The sequence below is a fragment of the Stutzerimonas sp. R40042 genome (assembly GCF_026642215.1).
GTDB classification, from domain to species: Bacteria; Pseudomonadota; Gammaproteobacteria; order Pseudomonadales; family Pseudomonadaceae; genus Stutzerimonas; species Stutzerimonas frequens.
Map to the genome: position 1 here is coordinate 3,386,829 of NZ_CP113258.1, position 19,836 is coordinate 3,406,664.

Consider the following 19,836-nt stretch of genomic DNA (forward strand, 5'->3'; position numbering starts at 1 on the left):
CCTACCTGACCTGGCGGAACGATTCGGCGCTGCGCCGCAGCTCGTCGAGCCAGACCTGATCATCGATCACCTGCGGGCGCATCAGAATCACCAGCTCGGTCTGCTGGAACGCCTTGCGTTGCTGCTGGAACAGGCCGCCGACGATGGGCAGCTTGGACGCCCAGGGAATGTTGGCATCGTTGTTGGTATTGCGGTTCTCCAGCAGACCGCCGATCACCACCACCTGACCGCTACGAGCGCGCACGATGGAATCCGACTGGCGCGTGGTAGACAGTGCCAGGGGCAGATTGAAGACATTGTCGGAGCTGCCCAGCTGGATGCTCTTGTTCTGGTCCTGCACGCGGCTGACGGTCGGCCGCACATGCAGCGTGACCTGCTCGTGCTCGTCGATCTGGGGGGTTACGTCCAGCGAAATACCGGAGAAGAACGGCGTCAGGGTGATGTCCAGGTCGGGCGCGGTGGTACCGCCGGCGAGCGACGTGGTGGTGGTCGAGACGTCGGTGACGAAGAACTCGTCGGTGCCCACCTTGATCACTGCCTTCTGGTTGTTCAGCGTGGAAATGCGCGGACTGGACAGTACTCGCACATCACCCTGGGTCTCGAGCAGCTGCAGCACACCGCTGAAATCGCCGACGCTGACTGCTGCGCTGAACACGCCGCCGACGTTGTTCACGCCACTCAGCGCGTCGCCCTGCACGCCCAGGGCAAACTCGGCGTTGCCCATCGATCCCAGCTGCGCCCAGTTGATGCCGGACTGGAATCCGTCGGAGAGATTCACCTCGAGAATCTTGGTCTCCAGAATCACCTGGCGCTGCAGATTGCGCTGGGCCTGCTGCAGGAAGCGCTCGACGCTTTGCTGGTCGCTGCTCGATGCGCGCACCACCAGCAGGCCGGCCTGCGGATTGACCACCACGCTGTTGCCAGCCTCGCCGCCAATCATCATCGCCACCACCTCGCGTACTTCGCTCCAGAAGTCGACATTGCTGCTGGTCAGCAGCTGGCTGGCATTGACGGTGCTCGAAGTGGTGCTGGTCGTGGTGCCGCCTGCACCCGTGCCGGTATTGTCGCTGGTCGTGACCTGGCCGGAGCTGACCCGCGTATCGCTCATGCCCTGGCGCTGCAGGTTCAGATAGTTCAGGTCATAGGTCCGCGTCACCGCGGTATTGGCCTGGATCTGATAGCCGTAGCTGGTGCGGCGGTAGTCATAACCGTAGCTGTCACGCACCGCTGCCAGCACCTCCTCCAGCGTCACGTTGCGCAGGCTGAAGGTGATATTGCCGGTCACGTCAGGGTGTACCAGCAGGTTCTGCCCGGCGTTGTCCATGAGACTGAGAAAGAACTCGCGGGCCGGCATATCGTTGGCCACCACGTCGAAGCGCGGACCGCTGGCGAGTGCATCGCCCGCAATGTCCAGCGGCGGAATCAGCGCCGCCTGTACCGAAGGTGGTGGCACTGCCTTGGCCTGGCTCTGTTCCAGGCTCTGCTCGAACAGCCGATTGCTCTGCTCATAAAGACGCTGATCGCCATCCTCGAAGGTCTGACAGGCGGCCAGAAGACAGAACAGGCTCAGCAAGCCGAGGCGCGGCAGAAAGGTCGGCATCATGGTCGGGTTTGGCTCGGGGTGACGATAGGCGCAACCAGGCGCAGCAGTTGCCGCTGGCCGTCGCGCTCGATCAGAACGGAGTTGGTATTGATGGCCAGCAGCCGGGCCTCGGCCAGGCTGTCGCCGACTCGCAGCGAACGGCCATTGAGAACGGCTCGCGCGCCTTGCGCGCCACGGAAGATCGCCTGCAATTGCAACGCGGCCGATGGCTGTTGTGCAGGCATCGCGGAGACAAGCGCCGCCGGCGGTCGTGTCGGATCAAGGGCGAATGCCGAAGCCGGCAGCAGGCACATCAGACAAACGAGGGGTAGAACTCTAGACACCGACCCACCCCGCATGGCGACTGAGGGTATGCAGTTCCAAGGTAATGCGCGCCGCGTCCGGACCGGCGTCCTCGATCAGGTAGTCGAGGCTGTCCCAATGCAGGCGCCAGCCGCTGTCCTGCACCGCCTGCAGATAGCTGAGCAGGTCGAAATAACCACCCTGCAGCGTCAGGCGTAGACCGTGACGATAAAAGCCTGGCGCGGCTGAAGTCGCGTCGGCGTCCACCGAGGCGGCGCCCGGCAGCTCCAGCGGCGTGCTGAAGCTCTGCAGCCCAACCATCTGCAGCCGCGGCTGGCGACGCAACAGGTCCTGCAGCAGGACCTTCATGCGGGACGGTGACACCAGCGAGCTGGTCTGCTCGTCGATACGTCGCAGGATCTGTTCGCGGCTGGCATCAGCCGCCTCGATCGCGCGCTGGTAAGGCAGATTTGGATCGGCAGCCAGTCTCGCCTGTAGCTCCAGGCGTGTATTGGTCGCCTCCAGCCGACGGGCCTCCGCGAGGCGACGCTGGCTGTCCTCTTCAGCGATGCGCCGGGTCAGCGGATCGGCAACCAGAAGCACATAAAGCAGCGACAGCAAGGCCAGGCCTACCAGCAAGCACAACCATTGCTCACGCGGAGCCAGCGCCTGCCAGCGTTGCCGCAAGCTATCCACGCGATCATTCATTCTCGCTCTCCTTGATGGCACGGGACGACAGGTGGAACAGCAGCAGGCCATCGTCTTCGCGCTGCAGGTCGAAGCTGCCGAACTCGCGTCCGCGCAGGGCGTCGCTGCGTCCCAGGCTTTCCAGGTAGAGCGGCAGCAGCTCCTGATCCTGGCTCAGCCCTCTCAGCAGCATGTCGTTGCCTCCGGCCTGCAGGCGGATGCGCGTCAGCCAGATCCCGCTGGGTGGATGGCGCTCGGAGAGCGCCGCGAGCAGCGGTGCGAAACCATCACGCAGCTGGCTGTCGAGCGTTTGCAGGTGCGTCGCCAGCGCTTGCAGTTGGCGGTTTCGCGCCTCGCGTTCCGCCAGCTGTTCCGGCAGCCGGTTGTCCAGCGTCGGCTCGCGATAACCGGCCCTGAAGGCCGTCAGCTCGGATTCGGCAGCCAGCGCCTGCGCCTCGGCCGCCTGGCGCGCAAGCGCACTCTGCTTCAGCATCCAGCCCTGCCAGGCCGCATGCGCCAGCAGCACCACGAGCAGCGCGCATGCACCGAGCAGAATCATCCGCGGGCGCGGCCCACCCTGTGCGCGGCGCTCACGCTGATAGAGGTTGACGTTCTGCATCAGGGGGCGTCCTGCCGCAGCGCGGCGCCAACGGCGCCGAGACAGAAGGCCTGCTGCGCTTCGCTCAGATCCGCGGCCGGCTGGCCCGGGAACAGATCGCGCAGATCGAGGCGCTGAAGGTTTACTGCCAATCCGCCGGCAAGCCCCTGGTAGGTCCGCTCGCCGTCCTGCTTCATGGGGAGAAGCATCAGCCGGTTGATGTAGCCCTTGCCGAGCTGACTCTCGAAATAGTCGAGCGAGCGCTGGATCTCCAGCGTCATGCTGCCCAGCTCCTGGGCGGCACGAGCCAGCCCCTGCTCGATGCGCCGTGCCATGTAGAGATCCGCACCGTTCTGGATACAGATCAGACCTTCGCTGGTACGCAGACGCAGCAAGGCGATGTTGACGCCCTCGGCGCCGGCGAGCATCCCCAGGTTACGAAACGCCATTTCGGTGATATCGATACTGGCCAACCGCAGCCCCGCCTGTTGCACCAGCTCGACGCACTGCTGCATGCGGCCTTTGTCCAGCACCGCGCAATAGACCATGCGCGTACGCCCGCGATAGGCATCCTCCGGAAGGGCGAAACAGTCGATCACGACGTCGTCCAGCGACTGGCTGATCATGTCCTTGATTCGCCAACGCATGGCGTCACGAAGCTCCTGCGGCGGGACGTCTGCGGCCTCGAGCAGGAACAGCTGGTACTCGGATGGATGTAGCAGGAGATTGACCGGTAGCCCCTGCAGGGTGCGCTCGCTCACCGCCCGCTCCAGCAGCGCAGCGTGGGCATCGACCGGACCTTCGAAATATTCACAGCGCAGCAGCGCGGGCCGCTCCCCTGGTGAGCGCAGCAGATGCGCCAGCGCGATACCTTGCGGTCCCGGCTCGATGCCCAGCGTGCCGGCCGGCTTGGACTTTCTGGATGAAGAAGAAAACAGACCCACCAATGGCTCCCCTGCCAGGACGTCAGGCTTCAACCGCCAGAAAACAGATGATCGATACGGATGACGTCAATAGATAGCATATTGCCATCTACCCGGACTCTAACAATATCCGGCGCACAGGTCCAAATATTGTCGTAAATCAATCGCGCAACAGAAAACCGTCAATCCACGGACGTCAACGAACGCGGCATTCTGGGTCAATTAATTAGCTCGCGCTATATCGGCTTAAGTCCTTTCGTCGCGCGAGGTCATCACAAATTCCGCACCTGACGAACGGTAACCAGCAGAGCGCCAAGCGACGGCGCCAGGAAATGACGAGCTAAAACAGAGTGAGCTGCTCGAAACCACCGCGCAGATCGACCAAGCGTATGCCGACACCGATCAAGCGAACCGGCCGGGCACCGCGGGAGAAGGCGATGGCAAGCAGATCGGCATAGTCGTCGAGCTCGAGTCCAGCGCCAGCCTGCTCCATCGTGGTCTGGGTAAAGTCATGGAATTTGAGCTTGACGAACGGCTTGCCCGGCCGATAGCCGCTGCCCAGGCGCGCCATGCGCGTAGCCAGCTGCTGCAGCAGCTCCGGCAGACGCTCAAGGCACGCCGCCAGGTCCGGCAGATCGCGGTCGTAGGTCTGCTCGACACTCACCGACTGGCGACGACTTTCCACCTGTACCGGGCGCTCATCGATGCCGCGCGCCAGCCCCCAGAGCCGCTCGCCGAACGCCCCGAACTCGCGGACCAGCGCCAATCTGCCCCACTCACGCAGGTCATTGCAGGTGTGGATTCCCAGGCGCCCAAGTTTCTCGGCAGTGACTCGACCGACACCATGCAGACGCTTCACTTCCAACGCCCGCACGAACTCCTCGACCTGCGTCGGGGTGATCACGAACAGCCCGTCGGGCTTGTTCCATTCGCTGGCAATCTTGGCCAGGAACTTGTTGGGCGCCACGCCTGCCGACACGGTGATGCGCAACTGCTGCCAGACGCGCCGGCGGATGTCCTCCGCTATGCGAGTGGCGCTACCGGAAAAGTGCTCGCAGGCGGTGACGTCCAGGTAGGCCTCATCCAGCGACAGCGGCTCGATCTGCTCGGTATAGGTCCGAAAGATGTTATGGATCTCACGCGAGGCTTCACGGTAGGCATCCATCCGAGGACGCAGGATCAGCAGGTCTGGGCAGAGCTTGAGGGCGTGGCCGGACGCCATGGCCGAGCGGACCCCGTACGCGCGCGCCTCGTAGTTGCAGGTGGCGATGACGCCACGCCTGTCCGCTGCGCCGCCGACCGCGATCGGCCGGCGCGCCAGGCTCGGATCGTCGCGCATTTCGATCGCGGCGTAGAAGCAATCGCAATCGATATGGATGATCTTGCGGGAACTGGCCTGACTCACGGAACCGCTACCGGAATGGAATGAACGAAACTTCAGCACGACGGGTCGTTAATGAAAGGGCAAGCCCCTTACCACCCGATAGTCGGAGGCTCAGATGAAAATCTTGTACGCAGGCATCATCACGCTAGGCAGCTTGTTCTCCGCGATGGCGACCGCCGATCAGGACATGATGAACACGCAGCCGCAAGGTACCAACATCCAGCAGCAGAAGCACGGCGACGACCAGATGCACGACAACAAGGATGGCGATAAACAGCGGATGAAGGAAGAAGTCCAGGATGACTGGCGCGACGACGCCGAGAAGCGCCGCGAAAGCGACGTGATGAAACCGGAGCAACGCGGCTAAGCCACCCCATTAAAGCTCTAGCGGATAGGGCTGTATCAACGCCTTGCCATAGCCCTCAATGAATTCCGGCGGCATGCGCTTAGGCCTGCCGCTGGAAAGCTCGATGCAGACGAAGGTGGTCTGAGCGCGCAGCAGCGTCGCGCCGTCGGCGGGCCTGATCAGCTGAAAACTGCGCTTCATCTTCAGGCGCTGATCGGACTCCGAAATCCAGGTGCCGAGCCGTAGCTCATCGCCTTCATAGGCCGCGGCGAGGTAATCGATTTCATGGCGCAGCACCGCCATGGCCCGGTCGAGCCGCCGATAGTCGGCTATTCCCAACCCCAGGCTCTGCGAGTGCTGCCAGGCGCACTGCTCCAGCCACGTCACATAGACCGCGTTGTTGGCATGCCCAAGCTCGTCGATATGTTCCATCTCGACTTGCAGGTCAATGATAAACGCCTGCGGCTGGTCCCAGCTCATTCGTCAGATACTCTTGATGACCGATGCGATGGCCTATGAAAGCGCAGCTGAGCCGGCAAGTCACGCCCGCTGCCGACGGCTATGACAAGCCATTCAGCCAACGCAACGCATTTTCGCCGCGCAAAACAAAAAGGGCCATCTCATGAAAGATGACCCCTTGAAGCCCAAAACGGGCAATAAAAATGGCGTCCCCTAGGGGACTCGAACCCCTGTTACCGCCGTGAAAGGGCGGTGTCCTAGGCCACTAGACGAAGGGGACGAAACCTTCGACGATTCCGAAATTTTGGAATCGCTGGCAATTTGGTGGAGCTAGACGGGATCGAACCGTCGACCTCTTGCATGCCATGCAAGCGCTCTCCCAGCTGAGCTATAGCCCCGGATTTAGCGTCTCTCGACGTGCGATGCGAACATCGCTGAATAGTGGCGTCCCCTAGGGGACTCGAACCCCTGTTACCGCCGTGAAAGGGCGGTGTCCTAGGCCACTAGACGAAGGGGACGCAATCCCTTCAAGCGCAACCTGTAATTCGATGGCTACAGGCTGGTGGCAATTCTGCTCTTCGAGATTGGTGGAGCTAGACGGGATCGAACCGTCGACCTCTTGCATGCCATGCAAGCGCTCTCCCAGCTGAGCTATAGCCCCATCTCGAGGACGGGGCGCATATTAGGGGCGCCCCTGGGCAGTGTCAACAACAAATTTCGGCGCGACCGCAGTTTTTTTGGCAGCAGGAACAATTACTTACCGCCGACCAACGGTCGCAACACGATGCTGCCGAACCACCAAGCAGCATGGCGGGGCCTGACTCGGCACCGCCTCGGCTCAGGCGAGGCTGGCCAGAAGCTTCTCCCACTCCTTGACTTCCTTCTTCGAGGCCCCACCAAGCAGCTCCAGCGCGTTGCGCAGGCGGAAGCGCGTCAGATCCGGGCCGAGAATCTCCATTGCATCGAGCACGGAGACAGAACTGGCCTGACCGGTAATCGCGGCGAACATCAACGGCATCACGTCGCGCAGCTTCAAGCCAAGGTGTTCGGCGACCTGAGTGATGCAGGCGGTGATGCGTTCCTTCTCCCACTGGCGCAGTGCCTCGAGCTTCCACAGGATCAGTTGCATGACCTGGCGCACCTGCGTCGCATCGAGCTTCTTGTGAGCGAACAATGCCGGGTCGAGCGGCAATGCGCCAGAGAAGAAGAAGCCAGCCAATGGCGCAATCTGACTGAAGGTTTCCACGCGCTGCTGCACGTGCGGCGCGATCTGCATCATGTACTCGGGATTGAACGCCCACTTCTGTACTTCGGCAGCGAACTGCTCGACCGGCAGCTCGCGCAGCCACTGGCCGTTGAGCCAGGAGAGCTTCTCCAGATCGAAGATCGGTCCACCGAGCGATACCCGGCTGATATCGAAGTGCTCGATCATCTCGTCGAGGGTGAACTTCTCGCGCTCGTCAGGCATCGACCAACCCATACGGCCGAGATAGTTGAGCATTGCCTGCGGCAGGAAGCCCATGCGCTCGTAGAAGGTCACCGAGGTCGGGTTCTTGCGCTTCGAGAGCTTGCTCTTGTCCGGATTGCGCAGCAGCGGCATGTAGCACAGCTGTGGCTGTTCCCAGCCGAAGTATTCGTACAGCTTGATCAGCTTGGGCGCCGATGGCAGCCACTCCTCACCGCGCAGCACATGGGTGATGCCCATCAGGTGGTCGTCGACCACGTTGGCGAGGAAGTAGGTCGGCAGGCCGTCGGCCTTCATCAGCACCTGCATATCCATGCGATCCCAGCCGATCTCGACGGTGCCGCGCAGCATGTCGTTGACCTGACACACGCCTTCGCTCGGCACCTTCATGCGGATCACATGCGACTCACCAGCAGCGATGCGACGCTCGGCTTCAGCCGGATCGAGGTGCATGCAATGGCCGTCATAACGCGGCGTTTCCTTGTTCGCCATCTGCTCGGCACGCACCTGATCCAGGCGCTCGGCGCTACAGAAGCAGGGAAAGGCGTGGCCGTTGGCGACCAGCTCATCCGAATACTTCTTGTAGATCTCGCCGCGCTCGCTCTGCCGGTACGGGCCATGCGGGCCACCGACGTCCGGGCCCTCGTCCCACTCGATACCCAGCCAGCGCAACGCGTCGTAGATCTGCTGTTCGGATTCGCGGGTCGAGCGCACCTGATCGGTATCCTCGATGCGCAGGATGAACTGGCCGCCGTGCTGACGGGCGAAGCACAGATTGAACAGCGCAATGTAGGCGGTGCCGACGTGAGGATCGCCGGTCGGGGAAGGCGCAATGCGGGTGCGAACCGTAGTCATGGAAGCTCTCGGACGGAAAAGGACGGACGAAAATCGAAGGGGCGAATGTTAGCAGGCACGCCGCGCTGGGCTCCAGCCGAACACCGGAGCAGCACGCGCCATTGCGCACCTGACTCATGCCGCTGCAGGTATTCAGACCTGCAGCAACAGCTCGCGCAGCTTGTGAATCTCGTCGCGCGCCTCGGCGGCCGCCTCGAACTCCAGATCGCGCGCCAGGCTCAGCATTTTCTCCTCCAGCTGGCGAATCCGCTTGGTGATCTCGCTCGGCGAACGCAGCTCCTTCTCGTAGCGCGCATTCTCCTCCGCCGCTTTGGCCTCGCCACGGCGCTTCTTGCTGCGCGAGCCGGGGACCGTGGCGCCCTCGAGAATGTCCTGCACATCCTTCTTGACACCCTTGGGCACGATGCCATGAGCCTCGTTGAAGGCGATCTGCTTGGCGCGACGGCGCTCGGTCTCGTCGATGGCGCGCTGCATGGAACCGGTGACATTGTCGGCGTAGAGAATCGCCCGGCCATTGAGGTTGCGCGCGGCGCGGCCGATGGTCTGGATCAGCGAACGCTCCGAGCGCAGGAAGCCTTCCTTGTCCGCGTCGAGAATCGCCACCAGCGACACCTCAGGCATGTCCAAGCCTTCGCGCAGCAGATTGATGCCCACCAGCACATCGAACGTGCCCAGGCGCAGGTCACGGATGATCTCCACCCGCTCCACGGTATCGATGTCCGAATGCAGGTAGCGCACCCGCACATCGTGATCACCGAGGTAGTCGGTCAGGTCTTCGGCCATGCGCTTGGTCAGCGTGGTGACCAGCACCCGCTCCTCCTTGGCCACGCACTTGCGGATCTCTGACAGCAGGTCGTCGACCTGCGTCAGCGCCGGACGCACCTCGATCTGCGGATCGACCAGCCCCGTCGGACGCACGACCTGCTCCACCACGCGGCCTGCATGTTCGGCCTCATAAGGTCCGGGTGTCGCGGAGACAAAGATGGTCTGCGGGCAGATCGCTTCCCACTCGTCGAAGCGCATCGGCCGGTTGTCCAGCGCCGATGGCAGGCGGAAGCCGTACTCCACCAGGGTTTCCTTGCGCGAGCGGTCGCCCTTGTACATCGCGCCGACCTGCGGCACCGAAACGTGGGATTCGTCGATCACCAGCAGGGCATCGGCCGGCAGGTAGTCGAACAGCGTCGGTGGCGGCTCGCCGGCATCACGCCCGGACAGATAGCGCGAGTAGTTTTCGATGCCGTTGCAGTAACCCAGCTCCATGATCATTTCCAGATCGAAGCGCGTGCGCTGCTCCAGACGCTGCGCCTCCACCAGTTTGTTCTGGCTGCGCAGGTAGTCGAGGCGTTCGCGCAGCTCGTCCTTGATCTTCTCGATGGCATCGAGCAGCGTCTCGCGCGGCGTCACGTAATGACTCTTGGGGTAGAAGGTGAAGCGCGGCAGCTTGCGGATCACTTCGCCGGTGAGCGGATCGAAGGCCGACAGGCTCTCCACCTCGTCGTCGAACAGCTCGATACGCACCGCTTCGAGGTCCGATTCCGCCGGAAAGATGTCGATCACATCGCCGCGCACACGGAAGGTGGCGCGGGCGAAATCCATATCGTTGCGCGTGTACTGCAGCCCGGTCAGCCGGCGCAGCAGCTCGCGCTGATCGAGGCGGTCGCCACGATCGACGTGCAACACCATCTTCAGGTACGACTGCGGATCACCCAGGCCGTAGATGCACGACACCGTGGTGACGATGATCGCATCCGGCCGCTCCAGCAATGCCTTGGTCGCCGACAGGCGCATCTGCTCGATGTGATCGTTGATCGAGGCGTCCTTCTCGATGAAGGTGTCCGACGACGGCACATAGGCTTCCGGCTGATAGTAGTCGTAGTAGGAAACGAAATACTCCACCGCGTTGTTCGGGAAGAACGCCTTGAACTCGCCATAGAGCTGCGCGGCGAGCGTCTTGTTCGGCGCCAGCACCAGCGTGGGTCGCTGCACGTGGGCGATGACGTTGGCGATGCTGAAGGTCTTGCCCGAGCCGGTAACGCCCAGCAGCGTCTGGTGTGACAGCCCCGCCTCGATGCCTTCGATCATCTGCCGAATGGCCTCCGGCTGGTCGCCGGCCGGCTTGAAACGGGTGACCAATTCGAACTTGGACATTTCGCCTCTCTAGGTAACGTGTGCGAGCTTGGCAGCCGGACTTTCGACAGCCTTCCAGCGGTTTGGCGCGACAGCCAGCGGTTCCTGAAGTACGCCCCTGCGATTGGCGCGCGGGGCTGAGAAACCGCCCATCTTTTCAGTACGCAAAACGCACCGAAAGTGATCAGAAAACCTCGGTAGCATATCGCAGGCAACAGGCTTGACCGCTATACTACCGCCCCGTTTGCGCATCACCCTGCGCGCCGACGCGAGGGTGGTGAATCTAGTCACTCTTCTCTTTCGAGCCCCCTCACCATGAGTTTGTTCTCTGCTGTCGAAATGGCGCCGCGCGATCCTATCCTCGGCCTCAATGAAGCCTTCAACGCCGACACGCGGCCGAACAAGGTCAACCTCGGTGTCGGTGTCTACTACAACGAAGAAGGTCGTATTCCGCTGCTGCGCGCCGTGGTCGAGGCAGAGCATGCCCGCATCGCCGCCCACGCGCCGCGCGGCTACCTGCCGATCGAAGGCATCGCCGCTTACGATGCTGCCGTACAGAAGCTGCTGTTCGGCAACGATTCTCCGCTGATCGCCGAAGGCCGGGTGGTGACTACCCAGGCGCTCGGCGGTACCGGCGCACTCAAGGTTGGCGCAGACTTCCTCAAGCGTTTGCTGCCGGACGCCGTGGTTGCCATCAGCAACCCGAGCTGGGAAAACCATCGCGCGCTGTTCGAGTCGGCCGGCTTCCCGGTGCAGAACTACAGCTACTACAACGCCAGCACTCATGGCATCGACCGCGCCGGTCTGCTGCAGGACCTGAAGAACCTGCCGCCCCGCTCCATCGTCGTGCTGCACGCCTGCTGCCACAACCCGACCGGTGTCGATCTGAACCTGGACGATTGGAAGCAGATTCTCGACGTGCTACGCGCCCAGGATCACGTGCCGTTCATCGACATCGCTTACCAGGGCTTCGGCGACAGCATCGAAGAGGACGCCGCGGCGGTACGCCTGTTCGCCGAGTCGGGCATGACCTTCTTCGTGTCCAGCTCGTTCTCCAAGTCCTTCTCGTTGTACGGCGAACGTGTCGGCGCGCTGTCGATGGTCACCCAGAGCCGCGATGAGTCAGCTCGCGTGCTGTCGCAGGTCAAGCGCGTGATCCGCACCAACTATTCCAACCCGCCGACCCATGGCGCCATGATCGTCTCCGCTGTACTCAATAGCCCGGAACTGCGCGCCATGTGGGAAGCCGAACTGGGCGAGATGCGCAGCCGCATCCGTGAGATGCGCCTGAGCATGGTCGAGCTGCTGGCATCCAAGGGCGCGAAGACGGACTTCAGTTTCGTCGCTGCGCAGCGCGGCATGTTCTCCTATTCGGGGCTCACCGCCGAACAGGTCGAGCGGCTGCGGGTCGAGTTCGGCGTCTACGCCATCAGCACCGGCCGGATCTGCGCCGCGGCACTGAATCGCAGCAATATTGGCCACGTCACCGACGCCATCGTCCAGGTGCTCTGAGCTGACGCGCCGGGGCCATGGCGTACCACGCGCCCGGCCCCGACGCACTGTGGGAGGGGTTGACTTCTCCTTTCCAAACAGTAGGATACGCACCGTTGTTCCGCGATAGCTCAGTCGGTAGAGCAAATGACTGTTAATCATTGGGTCCCTGGTTCGAGTCCAGGTCGCGGAGCCAAACTTCAAAGCCTCGGTTGATACCTGGGCTTTTTTATTGCCGTCGGACTCTCACCAGGGACCATGTCCCAGGTTATTCGCTTCGCTCACCCCTTCGGGGCCGCGCTGAAGCGCGTTCTGCTGGCGCAGTCGAGTCCAGGTCGCGGAGCCAAACTTCAAAGCCTCGGTTGATACCGGGGCTTTTTTATTGCCGCCGGACTCTCACCAGGGACTGCGTCCCAGGTTATTCGCTTCGCTCACCCCTTCGGGGCCGCGCTGAAGCGCGTTCTGCTGACGCAGTCGAGTCCAGGTCGCGGAGCCAAATTCGAAAGCCTCGGTTGATACCGGGGCTTTTTTGTGGATGCCGGACTCTCACCAGGGACCATGTCCCAGGTTATTCGCTTCGCTCACCCCTTCGGGGCCGCGCTGAAGCGCGTTCTGCTGGCGCAGTCGAGTCCAGATTGCGGAGCCAGAATCAAAGCCTCGGTTGATACCGGGGCTTTTTATTGCCGTCGGACTCTCACCAGGGACCATGTCCCAGGTTTTTCGCTTCGCTCACCCCTTCGGGGCTGCGCAGCGCGCATTCCCACTAGCGCACCGATCCCAGATTGCCGAATCCTACTCGGTCAGCGGCTCGCCCAGCCGCTGACGCCACCAGCCCTGCGCAATCAGTGAACAGCCCCAGCCCAGCAGCACACCCAGCACATTGGCCAGCATATCCCAGCGCGAAGCGGTCCGATAAGGCAGCAAGCCCTGCCCTATCTCGATCGACAGGGCAGCGACGAGCGTCAGGCCCAGCCCCCATAGGAACGGTACCCGCGGAAACGCCAGGCGCAGCGTAAAAGCCAGCGCGGCGAAACCCAGCAGATGATGCAGCTTGTCCTGCTGATCGAACAATTGCGGCACCGGCTCCGGCTTCAGGCCGTTGAAAAGGACGACCGCCAACACGATCAGAAAGGGCAGCATTCGCATATAGGGCATCGGGTGGCGTCTCTCACTTCAAATGGGCGAAACAGAACAGAGGGTAAACGCCCTCACAGCGAACTGTGACTGCGAAAAAACCATAATGATCAACGACGTCAGCCGAGCGGCATTTTTTCGAGACGCAGCACAAACAAAAATGCCCGCATCCTTCGATGCGGGCATCAGGCAACACCTACGCGGTCAGCCTGGGCTCAGGCTTCGGCCTTGCCGACAGCGGACTTGATCAGGGTCTGCAGCTCACCCTTCTCGAACATCTCGAGGATGATGTCGCTGCCACCGACCAGCTCACCGTTCACCCACAGCTGCGGGAAGGTCGGCCAGTTGGCGTAGGTCGGCAGGTTGGCGCGAATCTCCGGGTTCTGCAGGATGTCGACATAAGCGAACTTCTCGCCACAGCCCATCACGGCCTGGGTCGCACGAGCGGAGAAGCCGCACTGCGGGGCGTTGGGCGAGCCCTTCATATAAAGCAGGACCGGGTTGTTGGCGATCTGTTCTTTGATGGTTTCGATGATATCCATGGAGTACCTCGGCTAGACACGGTTGCCGCGCATTGTAACGGAAAACGCGCGGGAAAGCCGAGCGTAGGACTCGGCTATGTTGTCGCGCAAAGGCCGCCAATACTGCGATTCAGCCGGCCGGAGGCCGGTGGGTCGAGGATTTGCGCCTGTGCTCGCTTTCTGGATAAGATCGCGCCTTTCCCGTTTCGTCGCTCCCCGTGCGACCCCCAGTCGTCGGTCCCCTTTTTCTGTCGAAAAGCACTGGATCGCGCTGCGGCAATAAAGGTAGTTGATATGAGCGCAAGGCATTTTCTCTCACTGATGGACTGCACGCCCCAGGAGCTGAACAGCCTGGTCCGCCGCGGCATCGAGCTGAAGGATCTGCGCGAGCGCGGCGTCCTGTTCGAACCCCTGAAGAATCGCGTGCTGGGCATGATCTTCGAGAAAGCCTCGACCCGCACCCGCCTGTCCTTCGAAGCCGGCATGATCCAGCTCGGCGGCCAGGCGATCTTCCTCTCCCCGCGCGACACCCAGCTCGGGCGCGGCGAGCCGATCAGCGATTCGGCCATCGTCATGTCGCGCATGCTCGATGCGGTGATGATCCGCACCTTTGCCCACTCGACCCTCACCGACTTCGCCGCCAATTCCAGTGTGCCGGTGATCAACGGCCTGTCCGATGACCTGCACCCCTGCCAGCTGATGGCCGACATGCAGACCTTCCATGAGCATCGCGGCAGCATCGCCGGCAAGACGGTGGCCTGGATCGGCGACGGAAACAACATGTGCAATACCTATATAGAAGCTGCCATCCAGTTCGACTTCCAACTCAAGGTCGCCTGCCCCGAGGGCTACGAGCCCGACGCCGAGCTGATGGCACGCGCCGGTGACCGCGTGCAGGTGATGCGCGATCCGCGCGAGGCGGCTGCAGGCGCACACCTGATCAGCACCGACGTCTGGGCCTCCATGGGCCAGGAAGACGAAGCCGCTGCCCGCCTGGCCACGTTCCGCCCTTATCAGGTGGACCGCGCGCTGCTCGATTGCGCCGCCGAAGACGTGTTGTTCATGCATTGCCTGCCAGCCCACCGTGGCGAGGAAATCAGTCACGACCTGCTCGACGATCCGCGCTCGGTCGCCTGGGATCAGGCCGAGAACCGCCTGCATGTGCAGAAGGCGCTGCTGGAGTTTCTCGTCGAGCCGGCCTACCACCACGCATGAAGCCCGAACTGCCGCTGCTGCAACTGCGTGACCTGGCCTGCGGCTACGGCGAGCAGAGCATCGTCCAGCACCTGAACCTGCATCTGAACCGCGGCGACATCGGCTGCCTGCTGGGTCCGTCCGGCTGCGGCAAGACCACCACGCTGCGCGCCATCGCCGGCTTCGAGCCGGTGCACCAGGGCGAGATTCACCTGGCGGAGTCGGTCATCTCCCGCTCGGGCTTTACCCTCGCACCAGAGAAACGCCGCATCGGCATGGTGTTTCAGGACTACGCGCTATTTCCCCACCTCACCGTGGCGGAAAACATCGCCTTCGGCATCCGCAAGCAGCCTGACTGCTCGCGAATCGTTGGCGAGATGCTCGAGCTGGTGCACCTGAGCGCGCTCGGCAAACGCTATCCACATGAGCTTTCCGGCGGTCAGCAGCAGCGCGTGGCGTTGGCCCGGGCGCTGGCGCCGGAACCAGCCTTGCTGCTGCTCGACGAGCCCTTCTCCAACCTCGACGTGGAACTGCGCCGACGCCTCAGCCACGAGGTGCGCGAGATCCTCAAGGCGCGCAACACAAGCGCGATTCTGGTGACCCATGACCAGGAAGAAGCTTTCGCCGTTAGCGATCAGGTTGGCGTGTTCAAGGATGGCCGGCTGGAGCAGTGGGACACCCCTTTCAATCTCTATCACGAGCCGCTGACGCCCTTTGTCGCCAGCTTCATCGGGCAGGGGTATTTCATCCGCGGCCAGCTGCTGGACCCTGAAACGGTACAGACCGAGCTAGGCCCGATTCGCGGCAACCGCGCCTACAACTGGCCCGCAGGTAGCTCGGTAGACGTGCTGCTGCGCCCGGACGATATCGTCTACCGACCGGAAAGCCCGTTGCGGGCACTGATCGTCGGCAAGACCTTCCTCGGCGCGTCCACCTTGTATCGACTGCAGCTACCCACCGGTAACCAGCTGGTGGCCATCTTCCCCAGCCACGCGGATTACCCGACCGGGCAGGACGTCGGCATCGCCATCGCCGCCGATCATCTGGTGGTGTTTCCGGCCCAGGGCAGCGTCGCTGCCCGTGACATACTACCGACCGCCGCGGAAGCCCGCTGAACCGCGCAGCTCAGGACATTGCCCTGCTGACGGCGTACCGGCATCAGCCGTCCGCTCGCCCCTTCTGCCGGCGCTGGCGGAAGAACTCGCTGAGTACCGCGCCACACTCCTCCGCCAGCACGCCGCCCTCGACCAAGACACGATGGTTGAGAAAGGCCTGCTCGAAAAACTGACCGCGGCTGACCACCACACCCGCCTTCGGCTCGGTGGCGCCGTAGACCACCCGCTGGATGCGCGAATGCACGATCAGACCGGCGCACATGCTGCACGGCTCCAGCGTGACGTAGAGCGTCACGCCGGGTAGCCGATAGTTCTGCAGCGCCTGCGCCGCGTCACGCACCGCAACCATTTCCGCATGGGCACTGGGGTCCTGCTGCGAGATCGGGCAGTTGAAGCCGCGCCCAATGATCTGCCCATCCTGCACCAGCACAGCGCCCACCGGCACCTCACCCAGCGCAGCGCCCTGCGCTGCCAGCGCCAGGGCTTCGCGCATGAAACGCTCATCCTGGCTGCGGTCGATGATCTGCGGCTTCCTCACGACTGTGCCCTGCCCTGTTTCATACCACCTCGATCGCGGCCATCAGGCCGGTCTCCATATGGTCGATGACATGGCAATGGAACATCCAGGTGCCCGGGTTATCGGCGACCAGCGCGATGCGAGCCGTCTCGTTCTTGCCAAGCAAATAGGTATCGGTAAACCAGGGATCGATCTTGCGGCGATTGGAAGAAATCACCTGGAAGGTCATGCCGTGCAGGTGGATTGGATGCTGATACTGACTCAGATTGCGCAGCTCGAAGATGTAGTGACCATCCTTCTTCAGCGTCGCGATCGGCCGCTCGGCGCAGCTCTTGTCGTTGATGTCCCAGGCCTGGCCGTTGATCTGCCAGAACGTGTAGGCCGCCCCCTGCTCTACATCCGCTGAAAGATGGCCGGCCCACTCGAAATTGAAGCGCAGCACCTCGGCCTGCTGCAGGTCGGGCACCGCGACCGGGTTGGCCGGCAGTGCCGGCGGCCAGTCGCCAGTGGCTTCATCATGCGTCACCGAGCGCAGCGTCGCCAGCCGCAGCGGACCGTTGCGCAACGACAGCTCGGTGCCTGCCCGCGGCACCTTGAGCGCCAGGTCGATGCGCATGCCCGGGCCGAGCCAGTACTCCTTGCCCAGCGGACGCGGCGCGATCGGGTGGCCGTCGAGCGCATAGACGCGCGCCTCGCCGCCCGGCAGGTTCAGCCGATAGGTCAGCGTATTGTCGAGGTTCAGCACGCGCAGCCGTACGACCTGCCCGGCCGGCAGATCCAGCACCGGAGCATGCTTGCCGTTGATCGTCGACAGCACTCCCGGCGTACCACCGCGGGCCGCCTCGCGCGGCACGCTGAATTCGGTGAAGGCGCCCTGCTTGTCGATGTGCCAGCTCTTCAGATTGAGTGTGCGCTCGTGGCGGAAGCCGCTCGGTTCGCGCTCCTCGACGATCAGCGGACCGACCAGCCCGCGACCCAGCTGCGCGGCGCTGCTGGTGTGCGGGTGATACCAGAAGCTGCCGGCATCGTGCAGCTGGAAGCGGTAGTCGAAAAACTCCCCGGGCAGGACCGGCAGCTGCGACACATAGGGCACGCCGTCCATTTCCAACGGCAGACGGATGCCGTGCCAATGAATGGTGGTGGGCTCCGGCAGTTGGTTGATGAAACGCACGCGCAGCCAGTCACCCTGGCGACCACGCAGCTCGAGACCAGGCGCCTGCGCGCCATAGGCCCACGCTGGCGTTACGTGGCCGGGCACCAGCTCGACATCCAGCGGCGCGGCGATCAGTTCATAGTCGTGGGTGGTGATATCGGCCGGGCGACCGAGCCAGTAGCGCGCACCGCTACCGGCCAGGCCGACCACACCGAGGCCGGCCAGGCCGGCGAGAATCTGTCTACGGGTAAAGGACATGCATGGGCTCCAGCCAGTCCGAATTCATGGGCCCATCAGGCTCGACGCGCCTCTCTGCGGAGGCTGCGCATAGCATGAGGGCAGCCTGGGCTGCCCTCATTGCTTCAGATCATTCCCACTCGATGGTCGCCGGCGGCTTGCTCGACACATCGTAGGTCACGCGGGAGATGCCTTCGATTTCGTTGATGATGCGGTTGGACACCTTCTCCAGCAACTCGTATGGCAGGTGCGCCCAGCGCGCGGTCATGAAGTCGATGGTCTCCACCGCGCGCAGCGCGACGACCCAGGCGTAGCGGCGGCCGTCGCCGACCACACCGACCGATTTCACCGGCTGGAACACCACGAAGGCCTGGCTGGTCTTGTGGTACCAGTCGAAGTTGCGCAGCTCTTCGATGAAGATATGGTCGGCGCGACGCAGCAGGTCGGCGTACTCCTTCTTCACCTCGCCGAGGATGCGCACGCCCAGGCCTGGGCCCGGGAACGGGTGGCGATAGACCATGTCGTAAGGCAGGCCGAGTTCGAGGCCGATCTTGCGCACCTCGTCCTTGAACAGTTCACGCAGCGGCTCGACCAGCTTGAGGTTCATCTCTTCCGGCAGACCACCGACGTTGTGGTGCGATTTGATCACATGGGCCTTGCCGCTCTTGGCGCCGGCTGACTCGATGACGTCGGGATAGATGGTGCCCTGGGCGAGGAACTGGATGTTGTCCAGCTTGCTGGCCTCGGCATCGAACACGTCGATAAAGGTGCGACCGATGATCTTGCGCTTCTTCTCCGGATCCGCCTCGCCTTCGAGGTTGGCCAGGAACTGCGCCTCGGCGTCGGCGCGGATCACCTTGACCCCCATGTTCTCGGCGAACATGGCCATCACCTGGTCGCCCTCGTGCAGGCGCAGCAGGCCGTTATCGACGAAGACACAGGTCAGCTGGTCGCCGATCGCCTTGTGCAGCAGCGCCGCAACCACCGACGAATCGACACCGCCGGAAAGGCCGAGCAGGACGTTGGCATCACCGACCTGAGCACGCACCTGGGCGATGGCGTCCTCGACGATATTCGACGGCGTCCACAGCGCTTCGCAGCCGCAGATTTCCAGAATAAAGCGCGACAGGATGCGACCGCCCTGGCGGGTGTGGGTCACTTCCGGGTGGAATTGCACGCCGTAATAACCACGGGCATCGTCGCCCATCGCGGCGATCGGACAGCTCGGGGTGCTGGCCAGGATGTGGAAGCCGGTAGGAATCTCGGTGACCTTGTCACCGTGGCTCATCCACACATCGAGGCCGAACACACCGTCGTCATCCATGTGGTCTTCGATGCCGTCGAACAGCTTCGACTTGCCGACCAGATCGACGCGGGCATAGCCGAACTCGCGAACATCGGAGCCCTGCACCTTGCCGCCGAGCTGCTCGGACATGGTCTGCATGCCGTAGCAGATGCCGAACAGCGGCACACCGAGATCGAACACGGCCTGCGGCGCGCGCGGGCTGCCTTCCTCGTGAACCGACTCCGGGCCGCCGGCGAGAATGATGCCGCGTGGCGCGAAGGCACGGATGTCGTCCTCGCTCATGTCCCACGGATGCAGCTCGCAATACACGCCGATCTCGCGTACGCGGCGGGCGATCAGCTGGGTGTACTGGGAACCGAAGTCGAGGATCAGGATGCGGTGGGCGTGAATGTCTTGGTGAGCCATGAGCTTTCCTTCGGAAAGAGCCTGAAGCTGAAAG

Annotated in this window: 18 protein-coding genes and 5 tRNA genes; 5 read left to right on the forward strand and 18 right to left on the reverse strand. The window is 63.0% G+C overall.

The genetic code is table 11. From position 1 onward, the window contains the following. Position 1: 1 nt before the first annotated feature. The 6 genes from mshL to dinB all read right to left on the reverse strand — a co-directional run bounded on the left by mshL (position 2) and on the right by dinB (position 5,498). The gene (mshL, locus tag OUY36_RS16030) at positions 2 to 1,603 is read right to left on the reverse strand and encodes a pilus (MSHA type) biogenesis protein MshL (protein WP_156244663.1); all 1,602 of its coding nucleotides are present in this window, start codon (positions 1,601 to 1,603) and stop codon (positions 2 to 4) included. Then, positions 1,600 to 1,827 carry a Type II secretory pathway component gene (locus OUY36_RS16035; protein ID WP_232244563.1) on the reverse strand — a complete coding sequence of 76 codons (228 nt, stop codon included), beginning with the start codon at positions 1,825 to 1,827 and terminating at the stop codon, positions 1,600 to 1,602. Before OUY36_RS16035 ends, mshL begins: the two co-directional genes overlap by 4 nt. A gap of 91 nt (positions 1,828 to 1,918) precedes the next feature. Next, the gene (gspM, locus tag OUY36_RS16040; protein ID WP_110776218.1) at positions 1,919 to 2,593 is read right to left on the reverse strand and encodes a type II secretion system protein GspM; all 675 of its coding nucleotides are present in this window, start codon (positions 2,591 to 2,593) and stop codon (positions 1,919 to 1,921) included. Then, positions 2,586 to 3,191 carry a PilN domain-containing protein gene (locus OUY36_RS16045; protein WP_267935094.1) on the reverse strand — a complete coding sequence of 202 codons (606 nt, stop codon included), beginning with the start codon at positions 3,189 to 3,191 and terminating at the stop codon, positions 2,586 to 2,588. The genes gspM and OUY36_RS16045 overlap by 8 nt, the downstream gene beginning before the upstream one ends. Continuing rightward, entirely contained in the window at positions 3,191 to 4,114 is a 924-nt protein-coding gene (locus OUY36_RS16050; protein ID WP_208216501.1) for an MSHA biogenesis protein MshI, read from the reverse strand. Before OUY36_RS16050 ends, OUY36_RS16045 begins: the two co-directional genes overlap by 1 nt. A gap of 319 nt (positions 4,115 to 4,433) precedes the next feature. After that, positions 4,434 to 5,498 (reverse strand): DNA polymerase IV, encoded by a 1,065-nt coding sequence (dinB, locus tag OUY36_RS16055; protein ID WP_267935097.1) that lies wholly within the window; start codon positions 5,496 to 5,498, stop codon positions 4,434 to 4,436. A 94-nt stretch (positions 5,499 to 5,592) separates the two neighbouring features. Between dinB and OUY36_RS16060 the strand changes: the two genes are divergently transcribed. Further along, entirely contained in the window at positions 5,593 to 5,844 is a 252-nt protein-coding gene (locus tag OUY36_RS16060; RefSeq protein WP_063542518.1) for a hypothetical protein, read from the forward strand. A gap of 9 nt (positions 5,845 to 5,853) precedes the next feature. On the opposite strand, the gene OUY36_RS16065 is transcribed toward OUY36_RS16060, so the two are convergent. The 7 genes from OUY36_RS16065 to uvrB all read right to left on the reverse strand — a co-directional run bounded on the left by OUY36_RS16065 (position 5,854) and on the right by uvrB (position 10,750). Further along, positions 5,854 to 6,303 (reverse strand): acyl-CoA thioesterase, encoded by a 450-nt coding sequence (locus OUY36_RS16065; protein WP_267935099.1) that lies wholly within the window; start codon positions 6,301 to 6,303, stop codon positions 5,854 to 5,856. 183 nt (positions 6,304 to 6,486) lie between these two features. Further along, positions 6,487 to 6,562: transfer RNA gene (locus tag OUY36_RS16070), tRNA-Glu, on the reverse strand. Between the two features lie 42 nt (positions 6,563 to 6,604). Then, a tRNA-Ala gene (locus tag OUY36_RS16075) sits at positions 6,605 to 6,680 on the reverse strand. Between the two features lie 44 nt (positions 6,681 to 6,724). Beyond that, positions 6,725 to 6,800, reverse strand: a tRNA-Glu gene (locus tag OUY36_RS16080). Between the two features lie 67 nt (positions 6,801 to 6,867). Continuing rightward, positions 6,868 to 6,943, reverse strand: a tRNA-Ala gene (locus tag OUY36_RS16085). A 177-nt stretch (positions 6,944 to 7,120) separates the two neighbouring features. After that, on the reverse strand, positions 7,121 to 8,602 hold the full coding sequence (gene gltX / locus OUY36_RS16090) for a glutamate--tRNA ligase (protein WP_267935101.1): 1,482 nt from the start codon (positions 8,600 to 8,602) through the stop codon (positions 7,121 to 7,123). Positions 8,603 to 8,734: 132 nt separating this feature from the next. Then, positions 8,735 to 10,750 carry an excinuclease ABC subunit UvrB gene (gene uvrB / locus OUY36_RS16095; RefSeq protein WP_267935102.1) on the reverse strand — a complete coding sequence of 672 codons (2,016 nt, stop codon included), beginning with the start codon at positions 10,748 to 10,750 and terminating at the stop codon, positions 8,735 to 8,737. Between the two features lie 294 nt (positions 10,751 to 11,044). Between uvrB and OUY36_RS16100 the strand changes: the two genes are divergently transcribed. Continuing rightward, positions 11,045 to 12,241 (forward strand): amino acid aminotransferase, encoded by a 1,197-nt coding sequence (locus OUY36_RS16100; RefSeq protein ID WP_063542510.1) that lies wholly within the window; start codon positions 11,045 to 11,047, stop codon positions 12,239 to 12,241. Between the two features lie 99 nt (positions 12,242 to 12,340). Next, positions 12,341 to 12,416, forward strand: a tRNA-Asn gene (locus OUY36_RS16105). A 596-nt stretch (positions 12,417 to 13,012) separates the two neighbouring features. Here OUY36_RS16105 and OUY36_RS16110 read toward each other — a convergent pair. Both OUY36_RS16110 and grxD read right to left on the reverse strand, forming a co-directional pair. Then, positions 13,013 to 13,375 (reverse strand): VanZ family protein, encoded by a 363-nt coding sequence (locus OUY36_RS16110; protein ID WP_063542508.1) that lies wholly within the window; start codon positions 13,373 to 13,375, stop codon positions 13,013 to 13,015. Positions 13,376 to 13,569: 194 nt separating this feature from the next. After that, complete coding sequence (gene grxD / locus OUY36_RS16115; protein WP_003299217.1) at positions 13,570 to 13,896, reverse strand: Grx4 family monothiol glutaredoxin; 327 nt, start codon at positions 13,894 to 13,896, stop codon at positions 13,570 to 13,572. Between the two features lie 273 nt (positions 13,897 to 14,169). On the opposite strand from grxD, the gene argF reads away from it, so the two are divergent. Next, a complete protein-coding gene (gene argF, locus OUY36_RS16120) occupies positions 14,170 to 15,090 on the forward strand; it encodes an ornithine carbamoyltransferase (protein ID WP_014819495.1) in 921 nt (306 codons plus the stop codon). Further along, positions 15,087 to 16,184 (forward strand): ABC transporter ATP-binding protein, encoded by a 1,098-nt coding sequence (locus tag OUY36_RS16125; protein ID WP_267935105.1) that lies wholly within the window; start codon positions 15,087 to 15,089, stop codon positions 16,182 to 16,184. Before argF ends, OUY36_RS16125 begins: the two co-directional genes overlap by 4 nt. A 43-nt stretch (positions 16,185 to 16,227) precedes the next feature. Here OUY36_RS16125 and tadA read toward each other — a convergent pair whose 3' ends face one another. The 3 genes from tadA to guaA form a co-directional block, all read right to left on the reverse strand. After that, complete coding sequence (gene tadA, locus OUY36_RS16130) at positions 16,228 to 16,722, reverse strand: tRNA adenosine(34) deaminase TadA (protein ID WP_267935107.1); 495 nt, start codon at positions 16,720 to 16,722, stop codon at positions 16,228 to 16,230. Positions 16,723 to 16,741: 19 nt separating this feature from the next. After that, positions 16,742 to 18,112: a multicopper oxidase family protein gene (locus OUY36_RS16135; protein ID WP_267935109.1), complete on the reverse strand. Its 1,371-nt coding sequence runs from the start codon at positions 18,110 to 18,112 to the stop codon at positions 16,742 to 16,744. A 109-nt stretch (positions 18,113 to 18,221) separates the two neighbouring features. Further along, positions 18,222 to 19,802 (reverse strand): glutamine-hydrolyzing GMP synthase, encoded by a 1,581-nt coding sequence (gene guaA / locus OUY36_RS16140; RefSeq protein ID WP_020307002.1) that lies wholly within the window; start codon positions 19,800 to 19,802, stop codon positions 18,222 to 18,224. Positions 19,803 to 19,836: the final 34 nt, after the last annotated feature.

What these genes read in the sequence shown, in the direction of transcription:
- OUY36_RS16135 (WP_267935109.1), bottom strand. Translation starts at nt 18,112, where the DNA reads ATGTCCTTTACCCGTAGACAGATTCTCGCCGGCCTGGCCGGCCTCGGT.
- gspM (WP_110776218.1), bottom strand. Translation starts at nt 2,593, where the DNA reads ATGAATGATCGCGTGGATAGCTTGCGGCAACGCTGGCAGGCGCTGGCT.
- gltX (WP_267935101.1), bottom strand. Translation starts at nt 8,602, where the DNA reads ATGACTACGGTTCGCACCCGCATTGCGCCTTCCCCGACCGGCGATCCT.
- OUY36_RS16045 (WP_267935094.1), bottom strand. Translation starts at nt 3,191, where the DNA reads ATGCAGAACGTCAACCTCTATCAGCGTGAGCGCCGCGCACAGGGTGGG.
- OUY36_RS16035 (WP_232244563.1), bottom strand. Translation starts at nt 1,827, where the DNA reads ATGCCTGCACAACAGCCATCGGCCGCGTTGCAATTGCAGGCGATCTTC.
- OUY36_RS16100 (WP_063542510.1), top strand. Translation starts at nt 11,045, where the DNA reads ATGAGTTTGTTCTCTGCTGTCGAAATGGCGCCGCGCGATCCTATCCTC.
- argF (WP_014819495.1), top strand. Translation starts at nt 14,170, where the DNA reads ATGAGCGCAAGGCATTTTCTCTCACTGATGGACTGCACGCCCCAGGAG.
- OUY36_RS16060 (WP_063542518.1), top strand. Translation starts at nt 5,593, where the DNA reads ATGAAAATCTTGTACGCAGGCATCATCACGCTAGGCAGCTTGTTCTCC.
- OUY36_RS16110 (WP_063542508.1), bottom strand. Translation starts at nt 13,375, where the DNA reads ATGCCCTATATGCGAATGCTGCCCTTTCTGATCGTGTTGGCGGTCGTC.
- OUY36_RS16125 (WP_267935105.1), top strand. Translation starts at nt 15,087, where the DNA reads ATGAAGCCCGAACTGCCGCTGCTGCAACTGCGTGACCTGGCCTGCGGC.
- guaA (WP_020307002.1), bottom strand. Translation starts at nt 19,802, where the DNA reads ATGGCTCACCAAGACATTCACGCCCACCGCATCCTGATCCTCGACTTC.
- mshL (WP_156244663.1), bottom strand. Translation starts at nt 1,603, where the DNA reads ATGATGCCGACCTTTCTGCCGCGCCTCGGCTTGCTGAGCCTGTTCTGT.
- OUY36_RS16065 (WP_267935099.1), bottom strand. Translation starts at nt 6,303, where the DNA reads ATGAGCTGGGACCAGCCGCAGGCGTTTATCATTGACCTGCAAGTCGAG.
- grxD (WP_003299217.1), bottom strand. Translation starts at nt 13,896, where the DNA reads ATGGATATCATCGAAACCATCAAAGAACAGATCGCCAACAACCCGGTC.
- uvrB (WP_267935102.1), bottom strand. Translation starts at nt 10,750, where the DNA reads ATGTCCAAGTTCGAATTGGTCACCCGTTTCAAGCCGGCCGGCGACCAG.